Origin of the sequence: Streptomyces sp. NPDC052016 (genome assembly GCF_044548445.1) — a bacterium.
GTDB lineage: Bacteria > Actinomycetota > Actinomycetes > Streptomycetales > Streptomycetaceae > Streptomyces.
In genome coordinates this window covers 177,837-194,726 of the sequence record NZ_JBIUBX010000019.1, presented here as the reverse complement: position 1 = coordinate 194,726, position 16,890 = coordinate 177,837, and the positions used below count along the sequence as shown (strand labels likewise).

The 16,890-nt window shown below is 72.5% G+C and carries 17 protein-coding genes; 5 read left to right on the top strand and 12 right to left on the bottom strand.

The annotated features are described in order from the left end of the window. Positions 1–122 precede the first annotated feature (122 nt). Positions 123–1,241 carry an ADP-ribosylglycohydrolase family protein gene (locus tag ACIHAR_RS24325; protein WP_365459593.1) on the bottom strand — a complete coding sequence of 373 codons (1,119 nt, stop codon included), beginning with the start codon at positions 1,239–1,241 and terminating at the stop codon, positions 123–125. A gap of 231 nt (positions 1,242–1,472) precedes the next feature. On the opposite strand from ACIHAR_RS24325, the gene ACIHAR_RS24320 reads away from it, so the two are divergent. Continuing rightward, positions 1,473–1,988: a DUF2165 domain-containing protein gene (locus ACIHAR_RS24320; RefSeq protein WP_400021748.1), complete on the top strand. Its 516-nt coding sequence runs from the start codon at positions 1,473–1,475 to the stop codon at positions 1,986–1,988. Here the strand turns inward: ACIHAR_RS24320 and ACIHAR_RS24315 are convergent, their stop codons facing one another. Both ACIHAR_RS24315 and ACIHAR_RS24310 read right to left on the bottom strand, forming a co-directional pair. Continuing rightward, positions 1,989–2,567, bottom strand: a complete 579-nt coding sequence (locus ACIHAR_RS24315) for a hypothetical protein (RefSeq protein ID WP_365459599.1) — start codon at positions 2,565–2,567, stop codon at positions 1,989–1,991. 74 nt (positions 2,568–2,641) lie between these two features. Beyond that, a complete protein-coding gene (locus ACIHAR_RS24310; RefSeq protein ID WP_365459602.1) occupies positions 2,642–5,254 on the bottom strand; it encodes a bifunctional FO biosynthesis protein CofGH in 2,613 nt (870 codons plus the stop codon). A 159-nt stretch (positions 5,255–5,413) separates the two neighbouring features. Between ACIHAR_RS24310 and ACIHAR_RS24305 the strand changes: the two genes are divergently transcribed. Then, positions 5,414–6,079 (top strand): hypothetical protein, encoded by a 666-nt coding sequence (locus ACIHAR_RS24305; protein ID WP_400021745.1) that lies wholly within the window; start codon positions 5,414–5,416, stop codon positions 6,077–6,079. 86 nt (positions 6,080–6,165) lie between these two features. Here the strand turns inward: ACIHAR_RS24305 and ACIHAR_RS24300 are convergent, their stop codons facing one another. Further along, positions 6,166–7,011 carry an LLM class F420-dependent oxidoreductase gene (locus ACIHAR_RS24300; RefSeq protein ID WP_365459608.1) on the bottom strand — a complete coding sequence of 282 codons (846 nt, stop codon included), beginning with the start codon at positions 7,009–7,011 and terminating at the stop codon, positions 6,166–6,168. 166 nt (positions 7,012–7,177) lie between these two features. Next, positions 7,178–7,615 (bottom strand): ATP-binding protein, encoded by a 438-nt coding sequence (locus tag ACIHAR_RS24295; RefSeq protein ID WP_365459611.1) that lies wholly within the window; start codon positions 7,613–7,615, stop codon positions 7,178–7,180. 201 nt (positions 7,616–7,816) lie between these two features. On the opposite strand from ACIHAR_RS24295, the gene ACIHAR_RS24290 reads away from it, so the two are divergent. Both ACIHAR_RS24290 and ACIHAR_RS24285 read left to right on the top strand, forming a co-directional pair. Further along, positions 7,817–8,671 (top strand): helix-turn-helix domain-containing protein, encoded by an 855-nt coding sequence (locus ACIHAR_RS24290; RefSeq protein ID WP_400021742.1) that lies wholly within the window; start codon positions 7,817–7,819, stop codon positions 8,669–8,671. 11 nt (positions 8,672–8,682) lie between these two features. Next, on the top strand, positions 8,683–8,892 hold the full coding sequence (locus tag ACIHAR_RS24285; protein WP_400021740.1) for a DUF397 domain-containing protein: 210 nt from the start codon (positions 8,683–8,685) through the stop codon (positions 8,890–8,892). On the opposite strand, the gene ACIHAR_RS24280 is transcribed toward ACIHAR_RS24285, so the two are convergent. From ACIHAR_RS24280 to ACIHAR_RS24270, 3 genes are all read right to left on the bottom strand, one after another. Further along, on the bottom strand, positions 8,855–9,124 hold the full coding sequence (locus tag ACIHAR_RS24280; RefSeq protein WP_400021738.1) for a hypothetical protein: 270 nt from the start codon (positions 9,122–9,124) through the stop codon (positions 8,855–8,857). The two genes, ACIHAR_RS24285 and ACIHAR_RS24280, sit on opposite strands and share 38 nt — an antisense overlap. Before the next feature lie 74 nt (positions 9,125–9,198). After that, positions 9,199–10,017 (bottom strand): endonuclease/exonuclease/phosphatase family protein, encoded by an 819-nt coding sequence (locus ACIHAR_RS24275; RefSeq protein WP_365459621.1) that lies wholly within the window; start codon positions 10,015–10,017, stop codon positions 9,199–9,201. Between the two features lie 303 nt (positions 10,018–10,320). Continuing rightward, on the bottom strand, positions 10,321–10,965 hold the full coding sequence (locus ACIHAR_RS24270; protein ID WP_365459624.1) for a hypothetical protein: 645 nt from the start codon (positions 10,963–10,965) through the stop codon (positions 10,321–10,323). Between the two features lie 173 nt (positions 10,966–11,138). Between ACIHAR_RS24270 and ACIHAR_RS24265 the strand changes: the two genes are divergently transcribed. Next, positions 11,139–11,534: a nitroreductase family deazaflavin-dependent oxidoreductase gene (locus ACIHAR_RS24265; RefSeq protein WP_388752358.1), complete on the top strand. Its 396-nt coding sequence runs from the start codon at positions 11,139–11,141 to the stop codon at positions 11,532–11,534. 36 nt (positions 11,535–11,570) lie between these two features. Here the strand turns inward: ACIHAR_RS24265 and ACIHAR_RS24260 are convergent, their stop codons facing one another. From ACIHAR_RS24260 to ACIHAR_RS24245, 4 genes are all read right to left on the bottom strand, one after another. Further along, a complete protein-coding gene (locus ACIHAR_RS24260) occupies positions 11,571–13,034 on the bottom strand; it encodes an aldehyde dehydrogenase family protein (protein WP_400021735.1) in 1,464 nt (487 codons plus the stop codon). Continuing rightward, positions 13,031–14,857, bottom strand: a complete 1,827-nt coding sequence (locus ACIHAR_RS24255) for an amidohydrolase family protein (RefSeq protein WP_400021733.1) — start codon at positions 14,855–14,857, stop codon at positions 13,031–13,033. The genes ACIHAR_RS24260 and ACIHAR_RS24255 overlap by 4 nt, the downstream gene beginning before the upstream one ends. A gap of 42 nt (positions 14,858–14,899) precedes the next feature. Then, entirely contained in the window at positions 14,900–16,018 is a 1,119-nt protein-coding gene (locus ACIHAR_RS24250; protein WP_365459636.1) for an LLM class flavin-dependent oxidoreductase, read from the bottom strand. A gap of 97 nt (positions 16,019–16,115) precedes the next feature. Next, positions 16,116–16,886 (bottom strand): SDR family NAD(P)-dependent oxidoreductase, encoded by a 771-nt coding sequence (locus ACIHAR_RS24245; RefSeq protein ID WP_400021730.1) that lies wholly within the window; start codon positions 16,884–16,886, stop codon positions 16,116–16,118. Positions 16,887–16,890 lie beyond the last annotated feature (4 nt).

Below are 16,890 nucleotides of genomic sequence, written 5' to 3'. Positions count from 1 at the left end.
CTTTCAGAAGGTCGTCGGTTCTCACGTAGAGTGCGGTCGCGAGGGTGTCCAGGTTGTTCGTCACACAACGATCTTGGACACCCTCGTTCACGTCTCTACGGGCACCCCTTGGAATAGATCATCTAGGCGGTTCTCGGGTAGCGGGCCAGCCAGGCCGGGGACGCTCCGGCCGGGGTGTGCAGGGCGGGTCCCTGGGTCATCTCCATCGCGAAGTCGTCGGCCAGTTCCAGGAGCGTGGGACGGCCCTCCAGCTCGGCCAGCCAGGCCGGCGGGAGGGCCGTCTCGCCGTGCAGGGCGCCGAGGAGGCCGCCGGTCAGGGCGGCGGTCGCGGCCGAGGGGGCGCCGTGGTTGACCGCGAGGCGCAGGCCGTGGCGGACGTCCTCCGCGACGAGGGCGCAGTAGACGGCCGCGGACAGCGCGGCGTGCGCCGCACCGGTGCCGGCCAGTTGTTCCACCCGTGCCGGTCCGGGCAGCCCCTGCCGTACGGCGCCCAGCGCGTGCTGCAACGCCTCCGACACCGGCTCGTGCCCCGGCCGTGCGGCGAGCAGGGCGAGCGCCCGCTGCACCGCGCCGTCGAGGCTGTCGCCGCGGGCCAGCGCGTGCACGGTGACCGCGTACGCGCCCGCCGACAGGTACGCCGTGGGGTGGCCGTGGGTCTGGGCGGCGCACTCGACGGCGAGTTGCGCGACGAGCTGCGGCTCCCAGCCGACGAGCAGTCCGAAGGGCGCCGAGCGGACGGTGGCCTCGGGGCCGGTCTCGGCGGGACTCTTGGGCGCCTCGAGGGTGCCCATCGTGGCGTCGCCGAGCCCGAGCAGCAGCGCGCGGGGCGGGTTCCGGCGGGCGTACAGCCACTCCTCGCGGGCCAGCCAGCCGTCCTCCTCGCGGCGCAGGTCCGGCCCCCAGTCCCGCTGGGTCGCCGCCCAGCGCAGGTAGGCCCGGTGCAGGTCGGTCGGCGGGTGCCAGGCGCCGGTGTCGCGGCGGACCTGCGCGCGGATCAGGCCGTCCACGGTGAAGAGGGTGAGCTGGGTGAGGTGCGTGACGGCGCCGCGGCGGCCGTGGGCGGGGGCGAGGTCGACGAGGCCCTCGGGCCCGTGGACCTGCCGGATCTCCTCGAGGCCGAGACCGTCGACGGGCGCGCCGAGCGCGTCCCCGACGGCCGCGCCCAGCAGTGTGCCGCGCACCCGGCTGCGGAAGTCCTGCTGTTCGGTACGGCCCCAGACGGCGCCGGCTGTCGCACCCACCAAGTCCTCCCGGGCACCGTCCGTACGTACGACGTTCGCACTGTAATCCAGCGGCGCGGTGGCGTTGAGGCGTGATCGGGACGACTCCCGGCGGGAAGGGCGCTATGACCCGGCTGGGGGCGGTCTGTCGGGGAGACGGGAGGTGAGGGCGGGGTGAAGGTTCCGGCCGGGAGGGACGTCGGCCCTCGTTCTGGCTCAATGCGCACGGGACGCTCCTGCCCCGCGGGGAAGATGACCGGCATGACGAAGCCCACTTCACGCGCCCTCTCCCTCAGCGCCACCCTCCTCACCGCCACCGTCGCCCTCTATACGACCCTCGTCGCCTTCGGGAACATCACCGACTTCGGGACCAACCAGCAGTTCGTGAGACATGTCCTCGCCATGGACACGACGTTCAAGGACGACGACCTGATGTGGCGGGCCGTCACCAGCAAGGGTCTCCAGGACGCCGCGTACGTGGCGATCATCGCCTGGGAGACCGTCGCCGCGCTGGTCCTCCTCGCCGGGACGTGGTTCTGGATACGGCGGGACGAGGACCGCGCCCGGCGTGTGTCCACCTACGGGCTGCTCATGCTGATGCTGCTGTTCGGCGGCGGGTTCATCGCGATCGGCGGCGAGTGGTTCGCGATGTGGCAGTCCGGTGACTGGAACGGGCTGGACGCGGCGACCCGGGTGTTCGTGTTCAGCGGGATCGTGCTGATCGTGCAGTACCTGCCGTTCGGGCGGACACCCGGCGGCACCGACTGACTACTCGACGACCCGTACGTTCGTCCCCGTCGCCCCGAACGCCCACAGCGCCGACCCGTCGGCCTTCGCCATGCGGATCCCGCCGGTCCGCGTGCCGGACGCGGGGGGCGGGGAGGAGCCGTCGACCGCGTTGGAGAACGCGATGTTGACGCCCGACTTCGCCGAGAAGTAGATGATGTGCTCGATCTGCACGCCGTCCGACCCCGTGGTGGCGTCCTTGCGCAGGGACACCGTGTAGCTGCCGGGATCGGGATCCACCGTGCCCGGCCAGACGGTGAAGGTGCGCCGGGCCTCGTCGTCCGCGTCGACCAGCCAGACCCGCCGCTGTTCCAGCGAGTAGACGATACGGCGGCCCGTGCCGGATCCGTCCGGCACGGGCGCGGCCGTCGGGGTCGTCGCGGAGGGGGAGGCGGCGGGCTCGGCCCCCGCCGCGGCCGTCGCGGAGGGTTTGGCCGTCGACGCCGTCGGATGCGGGCCCTGCTCGGCCTTCACCGTCAGAGCGCCGACCACGACGATCGCGCCGGCCGTCAGACCGGTGACCCAGGCCCACGAGGGAAGCCGTCGGGCAGCCACGGGCACGCCTCTCCTCAGTCTCCAGCCCCCGGTGCCGGGGGTCGGATCATCCTAACTGTGGCGCTCCAGTCCCCCGCTCCTCAGTCCAGCACCGGCAGCAGCTCCGGCAGGTGGCCGTCCGAGGCACGGGCCGTCCGCTGCCGTTCCTCCGGGACCTCCTGGTAGAGGGTCGTGCGCGGCTTCGCCGGACGGCCGGCCGCCTCGGCGACCGCGATGAGGTCCTTGACCGACTTGTAGGAGCCGTAGGAGGAGCCCGCCATGCGGGAGATGGTCTCCTCCATGAGGGTGCCGCCGAGGTCGTTCGCGCCGGAGCGGAGCATCTCGGCCGCGCCCTCGGTGCCCAGCTTCACCCAGCTCGTCTGGATGTTGGGGATGTACGGGTGCAGCAGGAGCCGGGCCATGGCCGTGACCGCCCGGTTGTCGCGGGTGGTCGGACCGGGGCGGGCGATGCCCGCCAGGTACACCGGGGCGTTGGTGTGGATGAAGGGGAGGGTGACGAACTCCGTGAAGCCGCCGGTCCGTTGCTGGATGCGGGACAGGGTCCGCAGGTGGCCGAGCCAGTGGCGGGGCTGGTCGACGTGGCCGTACATCATCGTCGAGGACGAGCGGATGCCCAGCTCGTGGGCGGTCGTGACCACTTCGATCCAGGTGGCCGTCGGCAGCTTGCCCTTCGTCAGGACCCAGCGGACCTCGTCGTCGAGGATCTCCGCCGCCGTGCCGGGGATGGAGTCGAGGCCGGCCTCCTTCGCGGCCGTCAGCCACTCGCGGACGGACATGCCGGTGCGGGTGGCGCCGTTCACCACCTCCATCGGGGAGAAGGCGTGCACGTGCATGCCGGGGACGCGCTCCTTGACCGCCTTCGCGATGTCGAAGTACGCCGTGCCGGGCAGGTCGGGGTGGATGCCGCCCTGCATGCAGACCTCCACCGCGCCCACGTCCCAGGCCTGCTGGGCGCGGTCGGCGACCTGCTCCAGGGAGAGGGTGTAGGCGTCGGCGTCCGTGCGGCGCTGGGCGAAGGCGCAGAAGCGGCAGCCCGTGTAACAGACGTTGGTGAAGTTGATGTTGCGGGTGACGATGTAGGTGACGTCGTCGCCGACCGCCGCCTTGCGGACGTCGTCCGCGATGCGGGTGAGGGCGTCCAGGGCGGGGCCGTCCGCGTGCAGGAGGGCCAGCGCCTCGTCGTCGGTGAGTTTCGTCGGGTCGTCGGCCGCGGTGTTCAGGGCCTGGCGTACGTCGGTGTCGATGCGCTGCGGCGCCATGCCGGGGGCGGCGGCCTCGCGCAGGGCGCCCCAGTCGCCGTACACCTCGTCGAAGTCGTCGCGGCGGTCGGACGTACGGCCGTCGGTGTCGATGGTGCGGTGCAGGTCGGTGCGGCCGGAGGCCTCGAACGCCTCCTCCGGTTCCTGCCACGGGAGCCCGCGGGGAAGCGCCTCGGTCCGGGCCAGGCCGGTCTCCGGGTCGGCGAGGGCGCGGACGTGCGGGAGGAGACGGGGGTCGAGCCAGGGTTCACCGCGGGTGACGAACTCCGGGTACACGCAGAGACGTTCCCGCAGTGTGAAACCGGCGGCCTCCGACCTCGCCGCGAGCTCCTCGATCTGCGGCCAGGGACGTTCGGGGTTGACGTGGTCGATGGTGAGCGGGGAGACCCCGCCCCAGTCGTCGATGCCGGCGCCGATGAGGCGTTCGTACTCGCTGTCGACCAGGTTCGGCGGGGCCTGGAGGCAGGCGGACGGGCCCATGATGTGGCGGGCGACCGCGACCGTGGCGACCAGTTCGTCCAGCTCGGCGTCGGGCATGCCGCGCATCGCGGTGTCCGGCTTGGCGCGGAAGTTCTGGATGATCAGTTCCTGGACGCCGTGGTAGGCGCGGGAGACCTTGCGGAGGGCGAAGAGGGACTCCGCGCGCTCCTCGTACGTCTCCCCGATCCCGATCAGGATCCCGGACGTGAAGGGGACGGAGGAGCGGCCGGCGTCCTCCAGGACGCGCAGGCGTACGGCGGGCTCCTTGTCCGGGGAGCCGTGGTGCGGGCCGCCGGGCTCGGACCACAGGCGGGTGGCGGTCGTCTCCAGCATCATGCCCATCGACGGCGCCACGGGCTTGAGGCGCTGGAAGTCGGTCCAGGTCAGCACGCCCGGGTTGAGATGCGGGAGCAGGCCCGTCTCCTCCAGGATGCGGATGGAGACGGCACGGACGTAGGCGATGGTGTCGTCGTAGCCGTGCGCGTCGAGCCACTCGCGCGCCTCCGGCCAGCGGTCCTCCGGCTTGTCGCCGAGGGTGATGAGGGCTTCCTTGCAGCCGAGGGCCGCGCCCTTGCGGGCGATGTCGAGGACCTCGTCCGGGGACATGAACATCCCGTGCCCGGCGCGCCGCAGCTTGCCGGGCACGGTGACGAAGGTGCAGTAGTGGCACTTGTCCCGGCACAGCCGGGTGAGGGGGATGAAGACGCTCTTCGAGTACGTGATGACGCCGGGCCGGCCGGCCGCCTCCAGACCCGCGTCGCGCACGCGGGCGGCGGACGCGGCGAGGTCCTCGAGGGCCTCGCCGCGCGCCTGGAGCAGAACGGCGGCCTCGCTGACGTCGAGTGCGACGCCGTCCCGGGCGCGTTTGAGGGCGCGACGCATGGCGTTCTCGGTCGGGCCGGTGCCGCCGGGGCGGTCGGTGGGGCCGGTTCCGGAGGTCGCGGAGGTCGTCATCCCTCGAGCATACGATCACCGTTTCGGGGCCCGGGCCGTGACCGGCAGCGGGGCAGGTCCGGGCACGGGGGCCGGTTCCGGGATCTGAGTACGCGTACCCATCGCCGGTGCGCGGCCGTACCGATCCGGCGGGCGCCCCCGCCGTTCTACGGTCCTCGCATGCCCCAGGAGATCACCGCCGCCCCTGTCACGACCCGCCACACCGCCGCGAAAGCCGTCGGGATCGGCTGCGCGGCGCTCGTCGCGGTACCGCTGCTCCTCGTACTCGCCCTGGTCGTCTGGATCGCCGTGGTGACGAAGGACCCGTCGGACTTCCCCCGCGTGGCTCCCGAGGAGATGGCGAGCCGCGCCGTCGACCGCTCGCGGGACGCGTACGACGTCCTGGGGTTCACCCGCACCATCCCGCCCGGGGTGCGGGAGTTGGGGGTGTCCACCGAGAACACGCTCCACTCGGACCACTGCTACCGGGGCGGCCTGACCGACGAGACCGTCGACGGCGCCTACCGCGTGAGTCACGGCTGGGCGCTCGACGACGTCACCGCCGAGCAGGCGGTCCCCGGCCTGCGCCGGCTGCACGAGCACCTGAGGGACACCGGCTGGGACATCTCGTCGTACCGCAAGGACGCCTCCGGGGGCTGGTCCCTGTTCGTCTCGCGCTCGGACGGGGACGAGCGGATGTCCTTCCACTGGTACGCGGACCGCGACTACTTCACCGGCGGCGCCTCCACGCCCTGCGCCGTGGACCCCGCATGGCGGCAGGGCGACGACGAACCCGCCGGGGACGACCTGGAGCCGCCCGTCTTCGGGCCGTCGGCGGCCCGGTAGAGGGTCCCCGTAGAGGCCTTGTGGTGGTCCGGTGGATCCTGCCGGGGGCGGCCCTCAGAGGTACGGCGCGTACCGTCCGGCGGGCCCTAGAGGTACGGCGCGTATCCGTCCAGCGCCCGCAGCACCTCCGCCTCCCCCGCCGGAGGCAGTTGCACCACGACCTCCTCGATGCCGAGTTCGGCGTAGTGGGCGAGCTTGCCCGGGCTCGGGTGGACGGCGTAGGGGACGACCTGGAGGGCCGACGGATCGCGGCCGGCGTCGGCCCAGGCGGCCCGCAGCACGGGCAGGGACTCGGACAGTCCGCGCCCGCCGATGGGCAGCCAGCCGTCGGCGTACTCGCTGATGTGGGCGAAGAGCTTCGGGCCCGCCGCCCCGCCGATCAGGGTGCGCGGGCCGACGACCGGGCCGCGCGGCTTCTGTACGGGCTTGGGGTGGGCCTCGCTGGCCCGGACGGAACCGAAGGGGCCCTCGTGGGCGGTGGGCTTCTCCGACCACAGCGCGCGCATCAGCGCCATCCGGTCCCGGACCAGTTCCCGCCGGGTACGCCACTCGACTCCGTGGTCGGCGGCCTCCTCGACGTTCCAGCCGTAGCCCAGGCCGAGCGTGAGCCGGCCGCCGGAGAGATGGTCGACGGTCGCGATCTGCTTGGCCAGGTCGATCGGGTCGTGCTGGGCGACGAGGGTGATGCCGGTGCCCAGGCCCAGCGTCCGCGTCACCGCCGCCGCCTGGCCGAGGGCGACGAAGGGGTCGAGGGTGCGGCCGTACTCGCGGGGCAGGTCGCCGCCGGCGGGGTACGGGGTGGTCCGCTCGACCGGGATGTGCGTGTGCTCGGGCAGGTAGAGCCCCGCGAACCCGCGCTGCTCCAGCTCACGGGCGAGGCGGGTGGGGGTGATCGTCTCGTCGGTGAGGAAGATGGTGACGGCGATGCGCATGGCGGGCCTTTCGGTACGGGGGCCTCTCGTCGCGGCTGACGTCCTCATCTGTACCGGGGGACGGGACAGGTGTCCATACCGACTGGTCGGCATCCATGCGGTTCCTGAACGGGCACGGCTCCGGTTCCCAGTATGGCGGCGCCCGGCCGGAAGGAACATCGCATGCTCACCGCGTCACCCCTCCCCCGCAGTCCGCCCACAGCAGCTTTCCGCCTCTCGACGCGCCCAGGTGGCGGAGGACCGACACCCCCACCTCGTCCGCGCACGCCCGGACGAGGTGCAGGCCCCGGCCGTCCTCGGCGTCGAGCGGAGGCGGGGCGGCGGTGCTGTCCGTGAAACCGGGCGGGACCCGGGGGTCCGTGTCCCAGACCGCCACGCGGAGGCGGCCGGGCCGGGGGGACAGGACGCGGAGGGCGTACGGGCCGGTGGTGTGGCTGTGGGAGTTGGTCAGCAGTTCCGCGGCCAAGAGCTCGGCGGTAGGGGTCAGTTCGCCCAGTTCGTGGGCGGCCAGGATCAGACGGAGGGCACCTCTCGCGACACCCGGTGCGCGGGGATCACGCGGAAGGTGCAGGGTGTAGTTCCAGCACGGGGATACGGTGGCCATCGGAAGTCTCCGGTCGCTGAGGGGAGTTGGACGGGTGCCTGGTGTCTCTGCCGTGGCGTCCCACGGTGCGCTTCCAGGCGGGGCGCCTGAGGAAGAAGGTAGGGGTTACGCAAAGCATCTTTGCGGGATTCCGAAGAATCTGGGCACTTTCTCCCTCGTGTGGGTGACGTGCGCCCCCAGCCCCCGCTAGAAGGAGGTCTCATGACGCAAAGGCCCGCGCCAACGGCCCGCCGCGTCCGGCTGGCGACGGAGCTGCGCAAACTCCGCGAGCGGGCCGGGCTGACCTCGACGGAGGCCGCGAAACTGCTCGGCACGAGCTCCGGTCAACTCAGCAACGTCGAGTCGGCACGGTTCGGGGTGAGCCCTGAGCGCGTCAGGGCGATGGCCAACGTCTACTCGTGCACCAACCAGAACTACGTCGACGCCCTGGCCGACATGGCCGCCGAGAAGGTGCGCGGCCAATGGTGGGACGCGTACCGCGAGGTGCTGCCGTCAGGGCTGCTCACCCTCGCCGAGCTGGAGCACCACTCCACGGCCATCCGTACCGCCTTCACCGCGCACATCCCCGGCATGCTGCAAACCGCCGCACACGCCCGGGAGATCTTCCGCCACGCGATCCCGACGCCCACTCCCCCGGAGGTCGAGCACCGCGTATCGCACCGCATCAAGCGCCAGGACGTCGTGTTCCGGGCGAACGCGAACCCGTACAGCACCGTCATCCACGAGGCAGCCCTGCACATGCGGGTCGGCGGCCCACGGGTGGCCCGCGAGCAGCTCCAGCACCTGGTGGACATGAGCGAACGGGATCACATCATCCTGCGGGTGCTCCCTTTCGACGTGGGGGCGTTCCCGGGGTCCGGCCAGTCCATCAACTACCTTTGCGGCCCCGTACCGGAGTTGGACACCGTTCAGCTGGACCAGTTCCACGGCCCCGAGCTGCTGGACGCCGAGGCCCACCTGGAGAAGTACCGGCGCCTCCTGGACGTCGTCGAAGCCACCGCCCTCAGCCCTGAGAAGTCGCGAGACCTGATCCACTCCATCGCCCAGAACCTGTGAAGGAGCCCGACATGCCCACTGGCACCTGGCAGAAGTCGTCCTACTGCCAAGAAGGAGAGGCCTGCGTCCACATATCCAGCACCCCCGCGCTCATACGACTGACGGAATCCGCCGACCCCGCCCGGGCGACCCTCACGGCCACCCCCACCGCCTTCGCCGCTCTCCTTCAGGCCGTTGCGGGCCTCACGCCCTCGACCTGTTCAGCTGACGCACCTCGATGATCGTCGCGACCGCGCACAGCCAGCGCGCTGCGGTCTCCTCGACGTCGGGTCCGCCCGCGAGTTCCGTCGCCGCCGTCAGCCAGTCGCGGACCCTGGTGGCCGCGTCGGGGCGGGGCAGCGGCTCGGGCAGTGTCGCCGCGTAGGCGAGGCCGCCCGCGCGGACGACGGCCGCCCGCGCGGACGACGGCCGCCAGGATGGCCAGCGGCAGGCGCACGGCCGTCGGCGGATCACACCTCTCCGTACAGGCCTCACAGGATCCCAACGCCCGCGCGCGGCAGGCGTTTCCGGGCGGTGGGCCCGGCGTCTCAGGCGGTGGGGCCGGCCTCCAGGTCCACCACCACCGCGGCGTGGTCCGAGGGCCACACCCCCTCCACCGGCCCGTCGCCGGCCCGCCGCACCGCCCGTACGCGGGCCGGTCCCCCCGTCCCGACGTGGACGTAGTCGATGCGGGCACTCGGCAGGCCGCCCCGCGCCACGTAGGGGTTGGCCGCGTCCCAGGTGGCCCAGGGGGCCGTGGGGTCGGCGTACTCCCAGGCGTCGAGGAACACCTGGCGGGGAACGGGTGGAGCCGTCCTGTAGCCGCCGAACAGGCGGATCTCGTCGGAGTCGGGCCAGGCGTTGAAGTCGCCGGTGACGATCGGCGAGAAGGGTCCGTCTCCGCGGTGGCGGGCGACGAACTCGGCCAGTGCGGTGACCTGGCGGCTGCGCACCGCCGAGGCGTGCAGGGCCGAGGTGAGGTGGGTGGTGAAGAACGGGATGTCGTGGGCGGGGGCGGCGAGACGGGCGTAGAGGGCCGTGCGGCCGTCGGACAGGTCGGGCGGCGCGGGCAGTTCCAGCGTCTCCTGCTCGGTGACCGGCCAGCGGCTCAGCACGGCGTTGCCTATGTCCACGGACGGGTCGCCGATACGGTGCCGCCAGCGCTCGGGGGCGGGGGACGGGGCCCAGGTCCAGTGCAGGCCCAGTTCGCCGGCGAGCCACTCGGCCTGGTTCTCCCCGGCCGCCGCCCACACCTCCTGCAGGCCGACGACGTCGGGGTGCAGGTCCCGCAGGACCGACAGGATCGCCTTCTGCCGGTCCCGCCACGGACCGAAGCGCCACCACAGGTTCCAGGTCACGATCCGCATCCGCAGCCACCCGCTCCCTCCACGTGCCGCCCACCATTGAAGCAACGGTTCGAGCCGGCCGGTGTGAAGGTGTAGCACGGATCGTTCCCCGCCGGGACGGCCGTCCGCGCCGTCCGCCGACGACGGCCTCCGCGACGGCCGGCCGCGTCGCCGGGCTCCGGAGAACCGATGCGGAACAGGGCGGAGCCGACCCGCGTGCGCGAGACCGGCGCCGGCCACGGGCCGAGGCCGCCAGGACGCAGGCCGCCAGGACCGAGTGTCCCGCCCCGCTGGCAGCGGGGCCCGTGCCGTCCGCCGGGCGCCTCAGTACCGCTGCGCCTTGGCGACCTCGGCGATCAGCGGTGGCTCGGGGGGCTTGCGGCTGATGGCGAGGGGGTGTGCCCTCTCGCCCGGCGCGAGGTCCTCGGCGCCGACGTAGCGGGTCTCCCTGACCTTGCCGTCGGCGTCGCGGAAGTCGACTTGGACGGCGTAGGACGCGGCGCCGTCCGTGCGGTTGGTGATGTTCACGACGACGGCCAGCAGGCCGCCCGTCTCCGACCTCGGCTTCCCGGTGAGCGACACGTCGGCGGTCGCGTTGCCGCGGCCCTCGACGTCCTCGAGCTCCCTCTGGGCGGCCGCGTTGGCCCGTGCGACCTCCGCCGACACCGAGGCCTCGAACTCCGAGGCCCTGGCGGATGCCGACGAGGCCGCGGCCGACGCGACCGCGCGGGCGGACTCCTTGAGCGAGGCGAGGGCGGAGGGCGGCGTGCCGGTGAAGGAGGCGGTGTCGGCGGCCGTCGGGCCCGGGGTCCTCCCGGACTCACCGCCGTCGTCGTCGCCCGTGCCGCACGAGACGAGGGACGCCGTGCCCGCGGCGGCCAGGGCCAGTCCGGCGAACGCGGTGGCGGCCCGGGCGCGGGCGGTGGCTCGTCGCGGTGGTCTCTTCGCCTCCGACGCGTCGGCGCTCATGGCATGGGGTCCCTTCCCGGCGGTGATATGCACCTTTCAGCCCGATACATCCTGCCCGGCGCATGGCCGGAGGGCCACTCCAGCACCGGGGGCGTCCTCCCCTACGGGCGACCGGGTGACAAGGTGGAGGCGCGCGTCCTTGTCCGCCCACCATCCGGAAGGCACAACGGATCATGCCCCGTCTCGACGACATCCGTTTCCGTGCCGCGACCGCCTTCCAGCGGCGCGTCGGCAACCCCGTGCTGCGCCGCCTCCCTTTCCAGACGGTCCTGGAGACCACCGGCCGCGTCTCCGGCCTGCCCCGGCGGACACCGGTCGGCGGCCGGCGCGTCGGCGACTCGTTCTGGCTCGTGTCGGAGTTCGGGGAGCGGTCGCAGTACGTCCGCAACATCAAGGCCGACCCGCGGGTACGGGTACGGATACGCGGCCGCTGGCACACCGGAACGGCCCACCTCCTCCCCGACGACGACCCCGTCGCCCGGCTGCGCGCCCTTCCCCGCTTCAACAGCACGGCGGTACGGGCGCTGGGGACGAACCTGCTCACGGTGCGGGTGGACCTGACGGACTGAGCGCCCCGGCGGGTCCCGTGGCCGGGCCGAGGGCGTTCACCCCGGCCAGACGATCGCCTGCACCTCGCTGTAGGCGTGCAGCGCGTACGACCCCACGTCGCGTCCCACCCCGCTCCTTCTGAACCCGCCAAAAGGGGCCTCCATGTTGCGGCCGACGGTGTTGACGCCGACGCCGCCGGCGCGCAGGCGGCGGGCCACGCGGAAGGCCCTCGCCACGTCGCCGGACCAGACGTAGTCGATCAGGCCGTAGTCGGAGTCGTTGGCGAGGGCCACGCCCTCGTCCTCCTCGTCGAAGGGGATGACGACGACCACGGGGCCGAAGATCTCCTCCCGCGCGACGCGCATGTCGTTGGTGCAGTCGGCGAGCAGCGCCGGGGAGGTGTAGAAGCCGCGCTCCAGCGGCGGGCGTTCGCCGCCCGTCACCACCACCGCGCCCTCCTTGCGGCCGAGTTCGACGTACGACTCCACCCGGTCCCGGTGGGCGGCGGAGATCAGCGGCCCCACCACCGTGTCCGGCTCCCTCGGGTCCCCCACCTTCAGCCGACGGGCGTAGGCCGCTAAGTGGTCGACCAGCCGCTCGTACACGCGCCGCTGCGCCAGCACCCGGGTCGGCGCCGTGCAGATCTGGCCGCTGTAGAAGGAGAAGGTCGTGCCGATGCCGGCCACGGCCGAAGCGAGGTCGGCGTCGTCGAGGACGACGGCCGCGCCCTTGCCGCCCAGCTCCATCAACTGGCGTTTCATCCCGCGCCCGCACACCTCGGCGATCCGCTGCCCGACCGCCGTCGAGCCCGTGAAGCTCACCATGTCCACGTCCGGGGAGTCCACGGCCGCCTCGCCGACCTCGACGGACCGGCCGGAGACGACGTTGACCACGCCACGCGGCACGCCCGCCGCCTCCAGCGCCTCCGCCATCCGGTAGACGGAGAGGGGGTCCTGCGGGGCCGGTTTCACCACCACCGTGTTGCCCATGGCGAGGGCGGGGGCGATCTTGCCGGCCGGATTGGCCCAGGGGTTGTTGTACGAGGTGACGCAGGTGACGACGCCGACGGGCTGGCGTACGGCCAGCGCACCCATGACGCCCGCCTTCCCCATCGGCCCCGCCTCGTTGATCTGCGGCGGGATCGCCCACTCGGTCGGCTCCACGCGCGCGTACCTGCGGAAGCGGGCCGCGCCCACCCCGACCTGCATCGCGCGCGCCGTCGCCGTGGTCGCGCCGGTCTCCGCCCGGGCGAGCGCGGCGTACGGCTCCAGGTGTCCGCGGATGATGTCCGCGGCCCGGCCGAGGACCGCCGCCCGCTCCTCCGGAGCCGTACGCGACCAGGGACCGAAGGCCTCGCGGGCCGCGGCGCAGGCCGCGCGCACCTGGTCCCGCGAGGCCTCGGGCGCGCGGCCGACGGTCTCCTCGGTCGCCGGATCGGTCACCTCGTAGTGGCCGCCGTCCGGCTCGACCCACGCGCCGCCGATGAACAACCTCTGCGCGTCGGGCGCGTGCGGGCTCACGTCGTGCTCACCGTCCTGGTGTCCCGCCCCGACCGCAGCACCCGTCCCGGCACCGCGCCCGTCACCACGTCGTCCCGGATCGTCGCCACCCCGTTGACCCAGACGGCGCGCACCCCGATCGCCTTCGAGTCCAGCCGCGGACCGTCACCCGGCAGGTCGTGCACCAGGGTGGCCTTGCCCGCGTCGATCCGCTCCGGGTCGAACAGGACGAGGTCCGCGTGGAAGCCCTCCTGGATCCGCCCGCGTTCGCGCAGGCCGAAGAGCCGGGCCGGGTCGTCCGTCAGCATCCGCACCGCCCGTTCCAGCCCGACGAGCTTCCGGCCGCGCAGGCAGTCGCCGAGGAAACGGGTGGTGTACGGGGCTCCGCACATGCGGTCCAGGTGCGCGCCCGCGTCGGAACCGCCGAGGAGGACGTCCTCGTGCTGCCAGGTCTCCGCGCGCAGCGCCCAGGAGGCGGGGTCGTTGTCGGTCGGCATGGGCCACAGGACCGTACGCAGGTCGTCGTGCGCGCAGATCTCGACCAGGCAGGCGAAGGGGTCCAGGCCGCGTTCGGCGGCGATGTCCCGTACGACCCGGCCGGTGAGGCCCTCGTTGGCCGCGCTGTAGGTGTCGCCGATGACGTACCGTCCGAAGTTCGTCAGGCGCCGGAAGACGCCCGCCTCCTCGGAGTCGGCGCGCCGGAGCATCTCGGCCCGGACGTCCGCGTCACGCAGGCGGCCGATCCGCTCGGGGACGGGCAGGCCGAGGATCTCGCCCCAGCCCGGGATCAGGTTGAGGGCGCAGAACGTGCCCAGGGACATGTTCATCGGCGTGAGGATCGGCATGGTCAGGGCGACGACCCTGCCGCCCGCCTTCCGCGCCTGCTCGCTCGCCGAGAGCTGCCTCGGCACCCGCTGCGGGACGGCCGCGTCGACGGTGAGGACGTTCCAGTTCAGGGGGCGGCCGGCCGTCGCGCTCATCTCCGCGAGCAGGTCGATCTCGGCGTCGCTGAACCGGTCCAGGCAGCCCGCGACGATCGCCTCGATCTGGGTGCCCTCGTGCTCGCCGACGGCCCGGGACAGCGCGAGCAGTTCCTCCGGCCGGGCGTGCCGGGAGGCGACCGGCCGCCCGTCGCCGTCGGAGTGCGTGGACGACTGGGTGGTGGAGAAGCCCCACGCCCCCGCGTCCATGGCCTCGTGCAGCAGCCGCACGATCCGCGCGAGCTGCTCCGCGCTCGGCTGACCGCCCACCGCCTCCGGGCCCATCACGTACCGCCGCAGCGCGCAGTGCCCCACCATGAAGCCCGCGTTGACGGCGATCCGGCCCTCCAGGGCGTCCAGGTACTCCCCGAAGGAGTGCCAGCTCCAGGGCGCTCCCTCCTCCAGGGCGACCAGGGACATGCCCTCCACCTTGGACATCATGCGGCGGGTGTAGTCGGCGTCCTCGGGGCGGGCGGGGTTCAGGGGCGCGAGGGTGAAGCCGCAGTTTCCGGCGGCGACGGTGGTCACCCCGTGGTTGAGGGACGGGGTGGCGTACGGGTCCCAGAAGAGCTGGGCGTCGTAGTGCGTGTGCGGGTCGACGAACCCGGGGGCGAGGACGAGGCCGGCCGCGTCCTCGGACGTACGGGACTCCTCGGTGACCGAGCCGATCGCGGCTATACGGCCGTCCCGTATGCCGACATCCGCCGTGCGGGCCGGCGCTCCCGTGCCGTCGACGACGGTCGCGCCTCGGATGACGTGATCGAGCATGGGGGCTTCCTCCTCAACTCCGTGGCGGTCGACGCCCTGAAGGGGCGCGGGGCTGTAGCGATGTGCGGCTACCGCCGCGTGGGCGCGACCGGCCACCCACGGCCCGCGGTCGCCGGACGACCCGCACCCCTACGGTGATCACGCGCTCTGGCGGAAACGGGACGTCCGATGCACGGGATCCGTGTCGATCTTGGGAATGACGTGCTCCCCGATCAGCCGGATCGTCTGCAACGTCTCCTCCTTGGGGACGCCGACCGGCAGTCCGAAGGACAGCTGGTCGGCGCCCGCCTGCTCCCACCGCTTGCACTGCCGCAGCACCTCGTCCGGGTCGCCGCAGATCAGCAGCTCCTCCTCGATGAGGAGTTCGACGAACTCTGCGGTGTACTCCGGCAGCGTCTCCGGCCAGACCGGGAAGCCCTCGGGGCGCGGGAAGGTGTCGTGGTAGCGGAAGACCAGGGACGGCAGGTAGTGCAGCCCGCCGTTCACGGCGATCCGTATCGCCTCGTCGTGGGTCGGCGCGCAGATCGCGGTCGTCGTCACCATCACGTTGTCGTTGACGAAGTCCCCGATCGGCTCGGCGTTCACGATCGCCGTCTTGTACTGCTCCAGCACCCACTCCATGTCGGACACCTTCTGGATGCTGAAGCCCAGCACCCCGAGCCCCTTGCGCGCGGCCATCGCGTACGAGGGCGGCGACCCGGCCGCGTACCACATCGCGGGGTGGGACTTCCCGTACGGCTTCGGCAGGACCTTGCGCGGCGGGAGCTGCCAGTGCTTGCCCTGGAAGCCCTCGTACTCGTCCTGGAGCCACATCTTGGGGAACTCCGCGACGGTCTCCTCCCAGATCTCCTTGGTGTGGTTCATGTCGGTGATGCCGGGGAGGAAGCCGAGGATCTCGTGGGAGCCCGCGCCGCGTCCGCTTCCGAACTCGAAGCGGTTGCCGGTGAGGTGGTCGAGCATGGCGACCTTCTCGGCGACCTTGACGGGGTGGTTGACCTGGGCGAGCGGGTTGAAGATGCCGGAGCCGAGGTGGATGCGCTCGGTGGCGTGCGCCAGGTAGCCGAGGAAGACGTCGTTGGCGGAGAGGTGGGAGTACTCCTCCAGGAAGTGGTGCTCGGAGGCCCAGGCGTACTTGAAGCCGGAGCGGTCCGCCTGGATGACGTACTCGGTCTCCTCCATCAGCGCCTTGTGCTCGGCCAGCGGGTCGGTCTCGGCGCGCTTGCCCACGTATCCCTGTACAAAGAGCCCGAATTCCAAGGAGGTTCACCGTCCCCAATTGTTTCTGACGAGTCGTCAGATCGGTTCCCGCCGACTGTGGCACCGGCCGCGTGGACCGTCAATAGCTGACTACCCGTCAGATGACGCTGACCCCCGCCAGCCATCCCCCGTCGATCACGAACGGCTGCCCGGTGATGTAGGAGGAGTCGTCGGAGGTGAGGAACAGCGCAAGTCGGGCCACCTCCTCCGGGCGGCCGATCCGGCCCAGCGGCACGAGCTTGCGGTACAGCCCGTCCAGGGCCTTCGCGGTCTCCTCGGCGTCCGCCGCCGGGTCCAGTGCGGCGGGGTTGGACATCGCGGTGTCGATGGCGCCGGGACACATGGCGTTGACCCGGATGCCGCGCGGCGCGAGCTCCAGGGCGGCGACCCGGGTGAGCCCGAGGATGGCGTGCTTGGTCGCCGCGTACGCGCCCACCGCCGCCATCCCGGTCAGGCCGGTGTACGAGGCCGTGTTCACGATCGTGCCGCCGTCGGCCATCGCCGGTGCGACCGTCCGCACGCCGAGGAAGCAGCCGACCTGGTTGACCCTGACGACCTCCATGAACTCGTCGAGGGGCGTGTCGGTGAGGGCGTTGAAGCGCAGGATGCCGGCGTTGTTGACCAGGCCGTCGAGGCGGCCGTAGGCGTCCTGGGCCGCCTCGACGGCCTGCTGCCAGCCGTCCTCCTCGCCGACGTCGAGGTGGACGTAGAGCGCGCCGATCTCCTCGGCGAGGGCCCGTCCCTGCTCGTCGAGGACGTCGGCGACGACGACCCGCGCGCCCTCCTCGGCGAACAGCCGCGCCTCCCGCTCGCCCTGCCCGCGCGCACCGCCGGTGACGAGCACGACACGTCCGTCCAGCTTGCCCATGGGG